The sequence below is a fragment of the Streptomyces sp. NPDC091387 genome, from assembly GCF_044756945.1.
Taxonomy (GTDB): domain Bacteria; phylum Actinomycetota; class Actinomycetes; order Streptomycetales; family Streptomycetaceae; genus Streptomyces.
In genome coordinates, this window is sequence record NZ_JBIVTZ010000001.1 from 170,846 (window position 1) to 186,706 (window position 15,861).

The 15,861-nt window shown below is 68.0% G+C and carries 18 protein-coding genes; 8 read left to right on the forward strand and 10 right to left on the reverse strand.

Translation table 11 applies throughout. The annotated features are described in order from the left end of the window. Positions 1-15 precede the first annotated feature (15 nt). Together ACIQM0_RS00850 and ACIQM0_RS00855 are read left to right on the forward strand one after the other, a co-directional pair. Entirely contained in the window at positions 16-354 is a 339-nt protein-coding gene (locus tag ACIQM0_RS00850) for a PadR family transcriptional regulator (RefSeq protein WP_363027159.1), read from the forward strand. Then, positions 351-1,250, forward strand: a complete 900-nt coding sequence (locus ACIQM0_RS00855; protein WP_401281997.1) for a hypothetical protein — start codon at positions 351-353, stop codon at positions 1,248-1,250. The genes ACIQM0_RS00850 and ACIQM0_RS00855 overlap by 4 nt, the downstream gene beginning before the upstream one ends. A gap of 39 nt (positions 1,251-1,289) precedes the next feature. Here the strand turns inward: ACIQM0_RS00855 and ACIQM0_RS00860 are convergent, their stop codons facing one another. Further along, the gene (locus ACIQM0_RS00860) at positions 1,290-2,066 is read right to left on the reverse strand and encodes a class I SAM-dependent methyltransferase (protein ID WP_401282000.1); all 777 of its coding nucleotides are present in this window, start codon (positions 2,064-2,066) and stop codon (positions 1,290-1,292) included. 183 nt (positions 2,067-2,249) lie between these two features. Beyond that, on the reverse strand, positions 2,250-3,479 hold the full coding sequence (locus ACIQM0_RS00865; RefSeq protein WP_401282003.1) for an MFS transporter: 1,230 nt from the start codon (positions 3,477-3,479) through the stop codon (positions 2,250-2,252). A gap of 288 nt (positions 3,480-3,767) precedes the next feature. On the opposite strand from ACIQM0_RS00865, the gene ACIQM0_RS00870 reads away from it, so the two are divergent. Continuing rightward, positions 3,768-4,445 carry a phosphotransferase family protein gene (locus tag ACIQM0_RS00870; protein WP_401282006.1) on the forward strand — a complete coding sequence of 226 codons (678 nt, stop codon included), beginning with the start codon at positions 3,768-3,770 and terminating at the stop codon, positions 4,443-4,445. A gap of 118 nt (positions 4,446-4,563) precedes the next feature. On the opposite strand, the gene ACIQM0_RS00875 is transcribed toward ACIQM0_RS00870, so the two are convergent. The 3 genes from ACIQM0_RS00875 to ACIQM0_RS00885 form a co-directional block, all read right to left on the reverse strand. Then, the gene (locus ACIQM0_RS00875) at positions 4,564-4,710 is read right to left on the reverse strand and encodes a hypothetical protein (protein WP_363027168.1); all 147 of its coding nucleotides are present in this window, start codon (positions 4,708-4,710) and stop codon (positions 4,564-4,566) included. 202 nt (positions 4,711-4,912) lie between these two features. Beyond that, a complete protein-coding gene (locus ACIQM0_RS00880; protein WP_401282009.1) occupies positions 4,913-5,335 on the reverse strand; it encodes an SRPBCC family protein in 423 nt (140 codons plus the stop codon). Between the two features lie 304 nt (positions 5,336-5,639). Further along, entirely contained in the window at positions 5,640-6,005 is a 366-nt protein-coding gene (locus ACIQM0_RS00885) for a signal peptidase I (RefSeq protein ID WP_401282012.1), read from the reverse strand. Between the two features lie 201 nt (positions 6,006-6,206). On the opposite strand from ACIQM0_RS00885, the gene ACIQM0_RS00890 reads away from it, so the two are divergent. After that, on the forward strand, positions 6,207-6,839 hold the full coding sequence (locus ACIQM0_RS00890) for an HAD family hydrolase (protein ID WP_401282015.1): 633 nt from the start codon (positions 6,207-6,209) through the stop codon (positions 6,837-6,839). A 614-nt stretch (positions 6,840-7,453) separates the two neighbouring features. After that, positions 7,454-7,864, forward strand: a complete 411-nt coding sequence (locus ACIQM0_RS00895) for a RidA family protein (protein WP_401282018.1) — start codon at positions 7,454-7,456, stop codon at positions 7,862-7,864. Between the two features lie 199 nt (positions 7,865-8,063). Here ACIQM0_RS00895 and ACIQM0_RS00900 read toward each other — a convergent pair whose 3' ends face one another. From ACIQM0_RS00900 to ACIQM0_RS00915, 4 genes are all read right to left on the reverse strand, one after another. Next, positions 8,064-9,359 (reverse strand): MFS transporter, encoded by a 1,296-nt coding sequence (locus ACIQM0_RS00900; RefSeq protein WP_401282021.1) that lies wholly within the window; start codon positions 9,357-9,359, stop codon positions 8,064-8,066. Next, positions 9,356-9,895 carry an ArsR/SmtB family transcription factor gene (locus tag ACIQM0_RS00905; protein WP_401282024.1) on the reverse strand — a complete coding sequence of 180 codons (540 nt, stop codon included), beginning with the start codon at positions 9,893-9,895 and terminating at the stop codon, positions 9,356-9,358. The genes ACIQM0_RS00900 and ACIQM0_RS00905 overlap by 4 nt, the downstream gene beginning before the upstream one ends. A 570-nt stretch (positions 9,896-10,465) precedes the next feature. After that, entirely contained in the window at positions 10,466-10,786 is a 321-nt protein-coding gene (locus tag ACIQM0_RS00910) for a 4a-hydroxytetrahydrobiopterin dehydratase (RefSeq protein WP_401282027.1), read from the reverse strand. A 2-nt stretch (positions 10,787-10,788) separates the two neighbouring features. Beyond that, a complete protein-coding gene (locus ACIQM0_RS00915) occupies positions 10,789-12,033 on the reverse strand; it encodes a Twin-arginine translocation pathway signal (RefSeq protein ID WP_401282030.1) in 1,245 nt (414 codons plus the stop codon). A gap of 442 nt (positions 12,034-12,475) precedes the next feature. Between ACIQM0_RS00915 and ACIQM0_RS00920 the strand changes: the two genes are divergently transcribed. Together ACIQM0_RS00920 and ACIQM0_RS00925 are read left to right on the forward strand one after the other, a co-directional pair. Then, positions 12,476-12,715, forward strand: coding sequence for a hypothetical protein (locus tag ACIQM0_RS00920; RefSeq protein WP_401282033.1), 240 nt, complete (start codon positions 12,476-12,478; stop codon positions 12,713-12,715). Further along, entirely contained in the window at positions 12,712-12,873 is a 162-nt protein-coding gene (locus ACIQM0_RS00925) for a hypothetical protein (protein ID WP_401282036.1), read from the forward strand. Before ACIQM0_RS00920 ends, ACIQM0_RS00925 begins: the two co-directional genes overlap by 4 nt. Positions 12,874-13,469: 596 nt before the next feature. Here the strand turns inward: ACIQM0_RS00925 and ACIQM0_RS00930 are convergent. Continuing rightward, positions 13,470-14,534 (reverse strand): HNH endonuclease, encoded by a 1,065-nt coding sequence (locus ACIQM0_RS00930; RefSeq protein WP_401282039.1) that lies wholly within the window; start codon positions 14,532-14,534, stop codon positions 13,470-13,472. 298 nt (positions 14,535-14,832) lie between these two features. On the opposite strand from ACIQM0_RS00930, the gene ACIQM0_RS00935 reads away from it, so the two are divergent. Continuing rightward, the gene (locus ACIQM0_RS00935) at positions 14,833-15,837 is read left to right on the forward strand and encodes a hypothetical protein (RefSeq protein ID WP_401282042.1); all 1,005 of its coding nucleotides are present in this window, start codon (positions 14,833-14,835) and stop codon (positions 15,835-15,837) included. The last annotated feature ends 24 nt before the right edge of the window (positions 15,838-15,861 follow it).

Below are 15,861 nucleotides of genomic sequence, written 5' to 3' on the forward strand. Positions count from 1 at the left end.
ACTTATCATGCGGGCATGAGTGATCGTGCGATGCAGGAACCGACCCTGCTCCTCCTGACCGCGCTCGCGGACGAGCCCCGCCACGGCTACGCCATCGCGCGTGAGGTCGAGAAGATCTCGGGCGGGCGGGTCACGATGCGGACCGGCACGCTGTACGGAGGCCTGGAGCGCCTCCTGAACGAGGGGCTGATCGAGGTGCACGCGGAGGAGGTCGTGGACAGCCGGCTGCGCCGCACCTACACCCTCACCCCGGCCGGCCGGGAGGGTCTGGCCGCCGAGGTGCGGAGGATCGCCGCCACCGCGCGTGAGGCCACCCGGCGCCTGGGCGTCGCGGGGAAGCCGGCCACCGCATGAGCGCCCCGCTGCTGCGGCTGTACCCGGCCGGCTTCCGGCGCGCCTTCGGGGACGAGATAGCCGAGGCCTACCGCGAGGCGACCGAAGGGGCAGGCAGGATCGCCCGGTTCCGGGAAGCCTGCGACATCGCGGCGCACGCGCTCCGTCTCCGCCTGGGCCTGGGGTCCACCCAGCGCGGCGGACGCCTCTTCGCGGCCGTGGCCCCCTTCGCGCTGGCGGCCACGGCCGCGTACGCCGCCTTCGAGCTCGTCTCGGTGATCGGCGACCGGACCGTCAGCGGCAACCCGGACTTCCTGGTTCCGCTCAGCTATGTCCTGGGCGGCTGCAACCTGCTGGCCCTCATCGGGGCGGTCGTCGCGCTGGGCGGGCGCTTCGTGGCCGGTGCGCGGTGCGCGTTCGCGGGTGGGCTGGCCACGGCCGTGGTCCTGCTCGCGGTCCTCCTGCCGGCCGGTGCGTCCATGCCCCTGGAGTTCACGGCATACCTGCTGACGCCCATGGTCGCGGCCGTCGTCCCGCTGATCTGCCCGCCGGACCTGCGCCCGCCCGGCCGGATCCGGAGTACGGCGGGGATCGTGGCGCTGGCGATCTGGGCACCGCTCTCCGTGGTCGTCCTCGCCATGGCCGACGCACACGGGCTGGGGTCCATCATCCTGTGGCGCCTCGGCGCCCCGATGGTCGCCGCCCTGGCCCTGACGGGCCGCCGGGCGCCGGCCGGCATCCGTACCACCGGCCAATTCGCCCTGGCCTGCGCGCCCTTCGTCGCCATGGGGTACTGCGCCGGGGTGGTGGACCGGGACATGCTGCTTCCGGTCGCCGTCCTGCTCGCCGGCGCGGCCGTGGTCCTGCGCCTGCGGCGGATGCGCGACAGGGACTCCGGCACGGCGGGTACGCGCTGAGGCTGCCGGGGGCCGGGCTGGGGCCGGGGGCTGGTCACATCATCCGGCGCTGACCCGGATCTTGGACTGGCCGTGGCCGAGCTCCTCCCAGTCCTCCATGAACCGCGCGGCCAGTCCGTGCCGGGCGGCGAGGTCGACGAGGGTCTGGGTCCGGTAGTAGAAGTCCTCGCGCAGGACCTGGTGTTCGGCGCCGGTGGTGCGGTCGAAGGTGAAGTCGAAGTGGCCGCCGGGGGCCAGTACCCGGCCGACGTGGGCGAGGCATTCGTCGATGATCTCGATCGGCGAGTGCGAGAACACGCTGTGGGCGTGGACGACGTCGAAGTACGCGTCGGGCAGGAAGTCCAGCGTCAGGTCCTTGGTGATGGTCAGATGCGGGACCTTGGCCTGAAGCCCCTGCGCCGTCAGCGTCTGCTTCGCGGCGATCAGGATGTCGGGCGAGATGTCGATGCCGTAGTAGTGGCCGGCTTCGAGGTGGTCGATGAAGCGCCAGCCCGCACGGAGGTTGCCGCAGCCGATGTCGAGCATCCGGGCCCCGGGGGCGAGCCCGTGCCCCAGGAGGTAGTCGAACTGCATCTGCCCCAGTGCCAGCCAGCGCTCGTGCGTCTGACTGCCGACGGCGGCCTCGGGGTTGCGACGGGTGTCCGAGGCCATCACGGCCCGGTAGTAGTTCACGTGGTCGGGGTGCTTGAAGGCCAGCCAGCGGTCACGAGCGGCCCGCTTCAGGTACGGGGCTATGCGGTCCGGACGGCTCGCGGCGTATCGGGCCTTGTGGACGAGAGATTCACGGTTGACGACGAGGTTCTTCTTGCTGGCCATGACTACTCCATCTCCGTTGCGGGGCTGCGCGCCGCCCCCGGGGTGAGCCGCAGCTTCGCCTGACCCCGGGGGCGGAGCTTCACGGGGGCAACTATAGGTCGGTCACCGACATATACAAACCAGCGGGGTATGCAGGGAGTCGCGCAGCCGGAAGCCGGACACAGGCCTCCCCTCACCGGCGATTCACGCCCGGTTGATCCGGTACACATCACGTACGCACACATTGGCCAGGGTGGCGGCGAGGATGATTCCCGCGCACACCAACAGGAGGTGCTGACTGGTCCAGCGCTTCGAGGCCACCGCCACCAGCAGGTAAGCGATCGGGACGGCGAGGCGTTCACCCACGGCGTTGAACGCACCGAGGCGCCCCAACTCCTCGTCACGTAGCTTCTGTTGCATGACCGTGGACCAGGAGACGATCGCGACGTCCAGCCCGATACCGGCGAGCGCGGCGGCCATGAGCACGCAGGCGAGGGGCAGCTCCAGCCCCAGCGCGGCCAGGGGAAGCATGATTCCCGCGCTGGTCACCACGCAGACCAGCATCAGCCGTCGCGGCTTCCAGACCAGGCAGAGGAACGTGCCCGCGAGCAGTCCGGCGGCGAAGGCGCCCTGTACCAGCCCCCACGAACGGGCACCCGCATAGCTGTCGGCCGCCACGAGGGGCCCGAGCAACTGGTACCCGGCCAGCCAGGCCGCCACGACCGCGGTTCCGGCGACGGTGTAGGTCCACAACCAGCTCCGCGAGCGGAACCCGGCCCAGCCCGCACGGAGATCGCCCACGACCCCGCGCCCGGTGGGGACGGAGCCGACGAGCCGGAGCCCGAGCAGGAGGAGGGCGGCGGCCACGAACGTACCCGCGTCCCACCCGAGCGCCCAGGCGGGACCCGCGAACGCCACGACGAATCCGCCGGCGACCGGCCCGATGACCTTGACGGCGTTCCCGGGTACCCGGACCAGCGCGTTGGCCTGTTGCAGTTGTTCTTTCGCCACGAGCCGAGTCGCGATCCCCTGGGCGGCGGGCGCGACGAAGGCGGCCCACACCCCGGAGAAGCAGGCGCAGACGCTGATCGCGAGTGTCGTCGCCGCACCTGTCGCCACCAGAACGCCGACTGCGGCCTGTGCCAGCCCGGCACCGAGATTCCCGAGGAAGAGGATCCGGCTACGCGACATCCGGTCCGCCAGCACGCCGCCCAGGAGGAGGAAGACCAGGGTCGGCACGGTGTTCGCGGCGAGCACGATCCCGAGCGACCGCGCGCCCCCGCCCTGGTCGATCACGGCGAACGCGAGCGCCACGGGCGCCATCGCCGAACCCGTCGCGGACACGAGATGGGCGAGCAGGAACCGGCGAAAGGCCGGTAACCGCAGCGGGGACGCGGCACGCGCCCCCTGCTCCTGTCGGGCGGTGGTGGTCATGGCCCTCCTGCCGGGTGGCACCGCGACCCGCCGCCGGGAGAGCGACGGAGCGGCGTATCGACAGAATGGCCCAGCGAAAGACGAGCAGGAGGTCAAAGGCGTGGAGAACGCGGAGGCGTAGGAGGCGCGGAAGGCGTAGGAGGCGCGGGAGGCGTAGGAGGCGCGGGAGGCGTAGGAGGCGCGGGAGGCGTAGGAGGCGCGGGAGGTGGGGGAGATGCAGAAGACACGGAACCTGCGGGAGGCGAAGTACCGCTGTCCGGTGGCCGTGTCACTCAGGGCGTCGTACGGGTGGGCAACACGGTCCGGCGCCCCGCCGGCCCGTCCTCACCGTTCACCGCCGACCTGCTCGAACCCCTGAACAGGCAGGGCTTCACCGGCGCACCGCGCCATCTCGGCGACGACGCGGCGGGCCGTGACGTCCTGAGCTACCTCCCCGGCTGGCTGCCGTCCCGATTCCAGCGGTGGACCCATCGGCAAGTGGCCGCGGCCGGATCCCTGGTACGGGACCTGCACGACGCCACCCGAGGCAGCGCCCTCGCCGGAGCGCATCCGGTGGTCTGCCACCACGATCCCGGACCCGACAACACCGTGTTCCGCGAGGGCCGCCCCGTGGCCTTCATCGACTTCGACACCGCTGCTCCGGGCGACCCGCTCGAAGACCTCGGCTACATGGCCTGGACCTGGTGCATCACCTCCAGGCCCGGGGCTCCGTCCGCCGACGAGCAGGCGGACCAGGTACGAGTCCCCGTCGACGCCTACGGACTCCCGGGCCGGGCCCGAGGCAGCCTCCTCGACGCAATCGTCGACCGCCGAGCCCGCAACGCCGACTGGTGGCGCGCGCACCGCGGCGCGTCGGCAGCCCGGATGGCCAGGGAGGACCAGATCGCCGAGCGAATCGCCTGGTCACACCGCGAACACGCCTTCACGACCGCCCACCGCGCCGCGCTCACGTCAGCACTGCGCTGAGACGTCCGCCCCCGGGCGAAGCAGGCTTCTGCTCCACCCAGCGGACCGCCGGGCCCCAGGGGCCCTCTCGCGCGCAGCTTCCCGGGCTATCCGGCTGTGCCGGGCCCGTCGAGAGCCGTCAGGCGCTCTCGACGAAGCGCACGCACCAGGCGTAACCGCTCAGGTTGTCGTGGGAGACCCGCTGTACCTCTCTGACCTGGCAGCCGTCGTGCGCGTATTTATGGGCGAACCGGTCGAGGCGCTGCGCGTCGGTGAGATCTTCCATGGACAGCGGTGCTCCGACAACAAGGTCTTCGTGAAGGACTGAGTCCGGCGTGGCACCGTCCACGCAGGCCGAGCAATGGTGCGTTCTAGGTAGGGCCATACGCCCAGTGTGCCCCTACCTGGGCTGTTCCGACTCCCACAGCCCGATCGGCCGCTCGGTTGAGCGCCTCGGACCGACCCGTCGGACCAGCCCGGCGGACCATTCAGCGGGGGCCCTGGCCCGGCTCCGTCAGCGCCTTGAGCCGCGCCAGGTCGGCGGCAACCATGTCGGCGTCGCGCCGGAAGTCGGAGTCGCTCATCCCTGGCCGTCGACGAAGAGTGAACACCACGTCACTTCCCGCGCCGTCAGCAATCACCCGGACCGGGTTATGGACGGTCTCTCCGGAGGGCAACGTGACGTCGTGGTCGAGCACGCCCAAATCGTTCTCGGGCGAGAACGTGACCACAACCCGCCCCATAGATGAGGATTCAGCGACCCATTGGCCATCGACATTCTCGATGGAGCCACCCAAACCCAGAGCCCATTCCGGAAGATTCGCAGGATCGGAGGCGTAGGAATAGACCTCCTCGACCGGGCTGGCAATGTGGATGTTGACATGACGAGACTCTTTACCGGTGCTGTTCATGAGGCCGACAGTAACCGGCGCCCGCTTCGGAATTCTTGAAGGAGTCGGACACGAAACCAGCGCGACCACGGCCATGAACCAAGCGCATCCCTGGGCCTCGAAAGGTGACACCGCACACTCATTCGCAGAACGCGCGCGTGACCTCAAGCAGTGAGTTCGCGGAATTCTGGCACGAATCCTCTCTCAGCGACCAAAGGGCGTTTCAGACCTACTCAAACCGAATACCACGCGCTTGGGCGGTCGATCCAACGAACGGCTACGCCCTCCACCTTCGCGATCAGGCCGGCAACCGCCCCTTTCCTGCCTATGGCGTCACGGAGTATCCAGGTACGGATGGCCACCGAACCGTGAGCACTACCGATTCCTCTTCCGCGAACCAGGAGTGGTCGACTCCGTGCCCCCAGACGACGTAATCACCCTGCGCCGACAAAAGAACACTGCGGCCAGGAAGTTGGACATGGAAGCGACCGCTGATAAGCACCAGGAGAGCAGTGCGCTCCTCTCCCCTCACCCACTGCATTCGTTCGTCGCCACGCGGGTGAACGCCCCATTTGACCTCTACCGCCTCGCTGTGGCGAGGATCCGCGGCGTCCTTGAAGTGCCCGAGCAACCATCCCCGGTCCAGTGCCGCGTCTTCGCCCGCATGACCCACGTACACACTGTCGTTCATGAATCGGGACGCTAGCAGCCGCCCGCTCCGTCACTCCCAGAAGCTTGACCAGCACTTTCGCAACAGGCCCCAGCTTGTCCTTTATCCTCCGGCTGTCTCGGCTCATGCAGCCCCGATCTCCACCACATGGGGTGTCGCGAGCTCGCAGGCCGGGGACGAGGTCACGTGAGACCGCGGTGAACGCTGTGCTATCCAAGGGCAGTGACGACTACCAAGATCACTAGTAGGCCCTTCGACGCGGTGCTGTGCGACCTCGACAATGTGATCCGCTTCTACGACACGACGCAACTGTCAATCCTGGAGCGTGGTGCGGGACTGACAGAGGGCACAACCGAGAAAGTGGCGTTCGCGCCGGAGACAGACCTGCCACTGCTCCTCGGGACGATCACCAAGCGGCAGTGGGTGGAGTCCATCGCCATCGGCCTCGCAGGCCAGGTTCCAGAGGCGCAAGCGCACGAGCTGGGTGCCGCACTGGCCAAGGCTCCGTTCTGGGCCGACGAAGTGGTGGTGGCCATGCTCCGTCAGGTGCGGGCACACGTGCCCTTGGTGCTGGTGACCAATGCGACCGTAGAACTGGAGGACGACCTGGCCTCGCTGGGTCTGTCGGATTTCGCCGACCACGTCATCAGCAGTGCGCGGGTGGGGGTGGCCAAGCCGGACCCGAAGATCTACGAGATCGCGGCCGCGCAAGCGGGTGTCGACATGAGCCGGTGCCTTTTCGTGGATGACCGGCTTGAGAACGTCGAGGCTGCGGTCGGGCTCGGGATGCGCGGCGTGCACTACCGCGGACCGGCCGACCTCCGTGGGCCGTTGGGCTTCATGCTGGAGAGCTGAGACCGCCGTGAGCACTCGCTGGGCCATGCCAGGTGAGACAACACGGCGAGAGCGCCGTTACGTCCTTCCGGATCACCGTGTTGGAACCCCGACAAGATCGAGCGATCCGGGGCACCTGGCTCCGGGAGAAAACCCCGAGCACCCCGCCTCTTCTAGCCTCGGCCACCGTCCTGTTCGCACGAATGCGTACTTACCTGACTCCACCGACAGCCGCCAGTCCACCGGCGCGCACAGTGGAGCAGCAAGATCACTGATCCGCATCCGGAGCGCCGCCCAGAGGAAGCCGAGGGCGTAACGCATCCTGCGGCACGAAGAGAGGACGGTGCCGTTCCCGGGGTCGGCGGCAAGGGCTGCGGCCCACTCCTCCCGGAGACGTGCCCTACGGTCTCCGGCGACAAGGGAAGCGAAGCCCACAGTCCGAAGGCCGGCCCTGCCACCCGGGGCATCCGTGCTCGCAGAAGCGTCTCAGGCTTCCCCCTCCACCGCCTGCGGGCCCTCGCGCAGAGCGGCGAACAGCAGACCGACCGCGGCGACCAGGAGCGCGACCGCTGCTACCCCGCATGGTGGACGAAATTGCGGTGCGTGCCGGCAGCACGTTGGCCAGACTCGCAGGCATGACTGAGAAGATCACCCGCATCAACCCCGAGCAGTTGCACCCAACACCTGGCTACCACCACGTCACCGTGGTGGAGTCCGGCCGGACCGCCTACCTCGCAGGGCAGTGTCCGCTTGATGGAAACGGCGACCTCGTCGGTTCCGGCTCTCTTGAGAAACAGGTCGCCCAGGTCGCGGCGAACGCGTTCGCCGCACTCGCGGCTGTGAGCGCTCAGCCCCGACATGTGGTGCGGTCAGTGATCTACGTGCGGAGTGATGACAGGGACGATCTGGGAGCCGTGTGGCAGCAGCTCACCGAGTCCTCCATCGGCCAGGCCTTCACAACTGCCAGCACGCTCCTGGGCGTTGCCCAGTTGGGCTTTACCGGACAACTCGTCGAGGTGGATCTCACCGTGGCGCTGCCCGACTGAGGCGGCTCGCCGCCCGCCCCCGAACAGCCGTCTCGAACCCGGGGGCCATGCCAGGTATGCGCAGGACACCGAGGCGACCTCCGCCCGGTCACAAGGTGCACATGACCACGACGCGTGCGCGGCGGGAGGGATGAGTCGGCTGCCTGACGCCGCCCGGAGGGAAGCGTTCGCCGAAGCGTCACCACTGTTCGGGGAAGCGTCACAACTGTTCGGGCGCACCCTCCCGAACAGGCTCCGCGGCCTCCGGGTGGCCCGGCCCGCCGACCGCGGCCGCGCCACGCAGCGCCGCCTCGACCCGACGGTTGCCGGTCATGCTCGCCGTGACGGCGGTCATGGCGAGGAGGAGGCCGGCGGCGGCGTAGAGCGGGGTGCGGATGTCGTACGTGGTGGCCAGCCAGCCGCCGAGGAAGGCGCCGAACGGGGCGGCGCACATGGCGAGCATGCGGGAGGTGGAGGCGACCCGGCCCATCAGGTGGGCCGGGACGATCGCCTGCCGGAGGGAGGGCCCGAGCACCATCGTCGCGCCCATGCCCGCACCGCAGACGGCGAGCGCGAGCCCGGCCACGTACGGATTCGGGGCGGCGGCTAGCCCCAGGATGGCAAGCCCCTCGACCGCGGCCGTACAGGTCAGCGCGGTGCCGGTGCCGAGCCGTCGGCCGAGGAAGGAGGCGATGCCCGCGCCGAGCAGGCCGCCGGTGGCCTCCGCTGTGAGGAGCAGGCCGAAGCCGAAGGTGTCGATGCCGAGACGGTCGTGCGCGAAGAGGGCGAGTACGGTCTCCACGGCGAGGAAGGCCACGTTCCCGACCGCCGGACGGAGCGCGAGCCCGAGCAGCAACCGGTCCCGGAAGACGTACGAGGCCCCGGCCCGCGCCTGCCGAAGCAGCGACTCGCGTGCCTCCGGCGCGGGCCGCGGCGCGGCGGGCAGCGACCGTACGAGCACGGCGGAGAGCGCGAACGACACCGCGTCCGCGAGCAGCGGAACCGCCCGCCCGAGCGCGAGCAGCGCACTGCCCGCGGGCGGCCCCGCGAAGCCGGACGCGGCGGTCTGGGCGCCGCGCAGACGGGAGTTGGCGCGCTCCAGGAGCACGGGGTCGCGGCCGAGCAGATGCGGCAGATAGGCCGTGGCGGCGGTGTCGAAGAAGAGTCCGCCGAGGCCGAGCAGGAAGGCGACGGCCGCGAGCAGCGGAATGCTCAGCACGTCGAGCGCGGCGGCCGCCGCCGGTATCGCGAGCAGCGCCGCACGTGCCGCGTCCGCGACCCACATCGTGCGCCGGCGGTCCCAACGGTCCACCAGCGCACCCCCGAGCACCCCGAAGAGCAGCCACGGCAGCGTTCCGGCGGCCGTGACGACGGCGAGCGCCATCGGATCCCGCGTCAACGTCAGCGCCAGCAGCGGCAGCGCGGCATGCGTCACCCCGTCGCCGAGCGAGGACACCGTCTGCGCGGTCCACAGCCGCCCGAACCCGGCCGGCAACTTCCCCACATTCGCAGTCACTTGGCGTCCCCCTCGACCCGCTCGCCCGGCGCCGGGCGGAACAGCGCGAAGGCGAGCGACACGTCCGGCAGCGACGGATCGGACACCTCCCGGTACTCGTCCGCCAGCGCCTCCATCCGCTCCCCCAGCTCCGCGAACTGCGCCTCGGTGAGCCGCAGATGCGCCATCCGTACGTACCGCTCGCCATCCACCGGCGCCGCCTCCAGGTCCGCCACCGCATGCCGCATCAGCACATCCGGCCCACCCGCCCCCGGATCCGGCAGCACGATCGCCCGCGCGGCCATCGCGTAGTACCGCTCGGTGACGCCTCGCACCTTCCGCGTCCGCACCACCTTCACCAGGCCGGCCCGCTCGAGCAGCCGCACGTGATAGCTGGAACTCCCTTTCGCGAGGCCCACCCGTCCGGCGATCTGCGTGATCGTCGCCGGCTCGAAGCGGAGCACGGCCATGATCCGGTGACGCGTGAGATTGGAGACGGCGCGCAACTGCTCGTCGGTGGTGACATGAATCGTCTCGGGAAGATCATCGGCAGACATGCACTCAATGGTCAACGATCCTTGACCATTGAGCAAGCAGGTTTCGCACGACCGTCCGAAATCCGCTGTCCGGCGCGGGTCACCTTCACTCCTGCATGGCCGCCCAGGGCTGGTGTACGACACCCGTCCACCCGCCCCGACATGCCAACCAAGGTCAATACGAGCGTCGTTGATGGCGACTCACGCTTCTACGGATGGGGGTGTGAGAACCGGAGACGGCAAGGGTTTGTGGCGGCCCGCCCATTGCGACTTATGACGCGATCGCCCACATGCAAGCGGCGCCGCGCCGAGCGCACCGCTCGCTTGTCGATTCCCCGGGAGACGGCCGAGCGGGTCGACCGGGAGAACGGCGAGATCCGGGCCGGGTCGCGTCGGATGTCCGGTTGCAGCGGGCGTACGCGTGGACCGTGGACCGGTTGATCTACCGCATGAAGCGTGCCGGTGCCCCGCCCGAGCCCGGCGACATCCACGAGCTGGTCCGCGAGCACATGCGCACCGGAGCCTGAACCAGAACGCCCCAGTCCCGGCTTCGGCCGGCGGCGGGGGCGCTTCTCTGTGTTCCCGGCGGCGTCACTCGGTCACTGGCTCGGCCCCGTGGGCTGCGGCGATCTGGTCAATGCGCGCGGCCAGGTCAAAGTCGGCGGCGGTCAGCTTGTGGCCAGCGTCGTGCGTGGTGATCCCGAACCGCACCCGGTCCCACCGCAGGTCAATGTCCGCGTGGTGCCCGATGAGCCGCTCCACATCGGCCACGTGCACGATCATCGCGACACCGCCGTGATACCGGATGCCGAACGATCGCGTGATCTCATCGCCTACCCGCGACCAGCCGCGCAGCTCCAACAGCCGCCCCTCGATTGCGCTGTCCGTCAGCGGTACCGGTCCCTTGGCCACGTTCAGCTCCCCACGGTCACAGGCTCCAGAATCTCAGCAAGATCCCGGCCGACCGGGGCATCCTGCCACGGACGCATCGCCCGCTCCAGGGTGACCAGCTCCCGCCGCATCCTCGCCGAGCGGGTCTCTGCCGCGATCGTCGCCACCGTTCGCGCGATCTCCACCGCCTGATCAGGCTCACGCGCGGCCGCGGCCGCTGTCGCCTGCCGAGCCATGTACACCCCACGGTCCCGACGCGCCGTCTCCGGCACGATGGCCAGCACCTGCGTCCACAGCACCCCGGCTTCCACGCCCAGGCCGAGCCTGCCGTAGCAGGTCGCGCGCTGCACTTCGAGGTAGCCGGGTGTCCGCCGGCACGCGTTCCCCCACGGGAGGTTGTCGTCCACGCGGGGAAGCAGCCGGTCGGCCTGGTCGATGAGCTGGTCGACCATGGTGCGCTCGCCGATGAGGCTGGCACCGTGGGCCTGCTGCTGCAAAGCCATGATCCGCACCTTCGGCACGAGGTGGTCGGCATCATCAAGGGCGGCCTCACACAGATCAACGACCGCATGTCCGTCACCGAGGTCGGTCCGCACCTGCGCCTGATTCACCAGGGAGTAGCCGATGAGGTGCGGGTCGCGGGACCGCATGGCGATCTCCTGCGTCATCCCCCGCCAGAAGGCGGCCCCGTCCATGTCGCCCGCGTCCTGGTACAGCCAGCCGACGAGCGCAGCGTAGGCCGCACCGACCCGGAGGAGACCGCGGCGCGTCTCCCCTCTCGCTGAACGCACGAGTTTGTCGATGAGCTGGTACTGCGCGGACACGGTGCCGATCAGGTCGTGCGGGCCGAGGAACATGTCCGCCCGGTAATGCCCCTCCAACTGCTGCTGGAAATACTCGATGAGCGCCGGATCGACGTGCTGTGGTGCGACTGGTCCGGCGACGAGGGCGGCGGCAGTAACGGAGACGAACGCTTGGCGGTGCACCTGTGCCTCTTCATGGTGCTCGGGCCGGATCCAGCCCGGCGGTGTGGTGAAACCCAGGTCTTCCGGCCACCGCCCGAGGACGTCGTGTAGGACGATCGCGGTCTCCTCGGCTGGCCATCCCGGGCGGTCACCTTCCCACCGGCGCCATGTCCGGGCGGACACGGTGAACTGACGGTCGTCCAGAAGTTGTTGTCCGTGATCGGTGAGGGCCCCCGCGGCAGCTTCGATGGTCCGCCATCCGGCTCTGAGCCGTGCGGCCCGCAGCGCGTCGTTACGGCTCACGTGCCCAGTCTGAGGTGTCATCGTCTGCGCTTCCGGCCATGGCCGCTACGTGGCCACGCGTGGCCACCGGGCGACCTATTCTCTGCTCACCGTGCACGCACATCATCGAGGTGTGACCGTGGGCGCGTACAGCGAACTGACTGGATGCCCCCTCAAATGGCGACGGCAGGGGCATACCCGTGATGACACTCAAGGTGTACGAGGTGAACCGGGCAGGCACGACGATCCGCGTTTTGCGCCCGGAGGCTGAGGTGGTGCCGGTCGCGACCGGGGACCCCACGGCCGCGTTCCCGGACTGCGAGTGCCCGCGTCACCGCCCCGAGGGCACTGACGCCGCGTACCGCGTGTTCCTCGGGCACACCACCCACTGCGCTGCCTGCCGTGCCGGAGCACCCTGCCCCACAGCCGCACTCCTGGGCCGCGCATGGCGAAAGGCCCGCCGATGACCCGCTCGGTGATGCGGTTCGTGGAGTGGACGATCGGCGCTCCCCGTGGCGAGGCGCCGCAGACCACCATCGTGATCCGCTGCCTCGAACCCGACTGCGCCGAGGCGTCCGAGCCCAGCCGCTCACACATCGGCCCGGACCTCTGGGCGTTGAAGCACGCTGGGCTCAGCGGGCACACCGAGTACGAAGAGGTCGCGCGCTGCCGCCTCGCCGCCGCACCGAAGGAGCCCGCGTGATCTGCGACCGGTGCGACCAGCTGATGCGTCCGGTCGACGCCGAGCCGATCGACATCCACGCGGCCACCGGCCCTGGGGCCACGGTCTACATCCACAAGGAGCCGTGCACCAGGTCGCGGGCGCACCCACAGTCGTACCCGGACCGCCCTGCTCGCTGATCTCCTGCCCGTACCCGTGGCCGGCGGCGGCCGGGGTGCGGGCACCACAGCAGCCGTTCAGATACGGCACCCCAGCGGCCGACCGACGCACGCGTCCCCGTCGGATTCGGTCGTCAGGCGTCAGGCTTCGGCCAAGGCGCCCCGCCCCGCCGGGCGGTTTAACGTGGGCCGCAAAAGACCCCCACCGAGCTGTGCCGTGGGGGTCTCGCTCCGTGGGCCCGGCCTCCCCGCCGGGACACCACAGAATGCGGGAGGCGCGTCTCAGGCGCGTATGGGGAGACACACCAGCCCCTCCCATGGGCGGCACTCTACGGTGCATATCGAGTGATGAGCGTGCTCACTCTGATGGGGATGTGGCATCCATGTGGCACCGATCATGGAAACGGCCCCCCGATCCATGTGGATCAGGAGGCCGATTCAGGTTCTCACCTGCGGTTTCCTACTGTGGGCGCGGGCAGTTTCGAACTGCCGACATCTGCTTTGTAAGTTCGACCGGAGCGGCCTACGCACTCTGGCGGCCTCGTCCGTGGTTGCCGTCCAGGGGCCTCCAGGGCTGCCGTTGTACACCGATGTTGATGTCAGGAGTAGATGTCAGCTCACGAGCTCGGCATCTGCTCGTCAGCCGGCCTGCGCGGTCGGGACAAAGCCGCGGCGGCACGCCTGTCGTTTACATGCTTCTGCTCGATCGAGGCTCGCAGCTCCTCGGGAGTCGGCCATGGCGCCTGCCGGTGGATCATGCGGTGACAGTTGGCGCAGATGAGGGCGAGATCACTGAGCTTGGTTCGGCTTTCTCCAGCCACGTGGAGCGGAAGGACATGATGGCACTCGATGTACCCGGAACCGCGGTCCCCGTAGACCTTCTCGAAGTCGAAGCCGCAAGCCTCACAAGCGAGCTGGCCGCCACGCTGAAGAACAGAAGCGATCTTCTTCTTGCGCAAGCCCCTGTCCCGTTCGCGCGCCCTGTGCCAGCGCATGAGCAGCCGCCCTTCAGGCGCGCTGAAGTCGTCACCGAACTCCTCGTCCTCAGTAGGCGCGAAGGACTGCAAGTCTCCGGTCGCGATACCCTGCCGGATCAGCCTCGCGGCCTCGGTCATCTCCTGCGGCCGGGCAAGGAACTCGCGCAACACAGCGACATCCAGCGCACCACCGTTGGTGGGCTTCCCCTGGTACTCCGGGTGCCGAGTGGCAATGTCGAACGTCTTACGAGCGACCCCATTGGAGTTGCGGAACTTCTCGTTGCGGTCCGCCTCGGCGTGGATGGGAAGCAATTGGAGCAGGGCCGACAGCTCCACCACTCGGCCATCGCCGGCGTCCAGCCCCTTCCAACCGTTCTCCATCACCAGCTGACACGCAAGGATGATCTCGTCGCGAGCCCAGTCCGGATTCTTGATGGCCTTGACCTGGAAGCCCAACCGCTTAAGCCACGCCGCAGCGTGATCCTTGCCGCCGCTGAACTCGTCCGGCGCGAGGGCCCGCCCCTGATCCCACTTGTGGGCCACCCCGGCGACGGCCTTGGAGTCGTACTCCTGCCCGTCGTGGACCAGGACGTAGGACCGGGCTTCCCCGAAGCCGTACCTCGCCAGGAAGGCTTGACGCCCCAACTCGTCGTGCTCCACAAGCGCCTTCAGTACGGACGCTCGCGTGATCGCTCCTCTATGCATAGTAGAAGCGTAGGGCGGGACGCTGACAGCGCCTCTCGGTGCCTACCGGGCGAACATCGCAGCCTCGGACACCCTTTGCGTACGCGCTCACGGGACCTCCGCCACCAGAACGGCATGTCAAGGCAAGACCACTAAAGAATAGGTACACGAGATTGACTACACCCCCTGACGGTCGACACCACGACCGAAGGAAGCGCCCATAAGCAACTTTTCGCCCATATAACAATTTTCGGCCATCTATGAGAGTTACTTTCACAGTTGAGCACAGTCGAGCCGACATGCGTGGCACGCTACAACCATGGAAGCACGCCGGAGAATCACCGAGTTTGGCGTTGTCGCGGAGATCACGAGATCTATCCTGCTTGAGCCACGAGCATTGCGAGAGGAGAATTTCGACCGCGACATTATCGAGTATGCAGATAAATGCCACTTGTACCTCATCGGACACCGCCCGATGACCGTAATCGATCCTAACAGCATGAAGGTGGCAGATGACGTACTGGAGGGGCGCTTCATCAGCTACGAGAATTCAGAAGATGCCATCGTGGACTGTCGCTGGCGACAGCCTCACCTCTCCGGTGGCGCGTCCGTTCAGTCGACATGGCCACATAACATTATCCGCATACTGGATTCTAATGGAAAGCAGATTTCGCGCGGCAATGCGAGTTACTTTCTACAATGGGCCATGGCGCAATCAACCTCTGACACCCAGAGACTTCCGGTCGACGCCCAGTTCCTAGACCTAACCGTGACCTATGTCGGTAAAGCCTACGGCGCCGACGGCGAGCGTGGAGCAATAAAGCGACTACAAGCGCACAGCACTCTCCAAAGAGTACTCGCTGAACTGCCGCCCGATCGAGAGTGCTGGATAATCCTGCTAGGGAGTGACAGGCAAACTAACTACACTTCAATCGTTCCATCAGGAGAAAAGGGTGACGCCGCCGACCTGGAGGACGACCAGCATCTGAAGCAAGGAACAAGCAGTCAACTCACCGAGGGGATTCTCGTTGACGTCCTAGAGGGCTGCTTGATTAAGTATTTTCAGCCAAAATATAACGTGCAACTCAAAAAGACTTTCCCTCACGCCACCGCCAAACCATTGGCCGAGGTCTATTCACGGGATCTTAATCTAGTCGGGTTTGACCTGGATGTTCGACACCTTGGTCTACGGCTGAGATCCGAAGAGGTGGATCCAAGCTTCGAGCATGGGGCGATGTACGAGCTCCACAACCCGGCCATACGCAAAAACATGTTTGACTTCGTGGATGATATAGAAGTACTACGGAAGCGGAGAGGTGAATAGACGGCCTGCACGCCCACGGCTCCC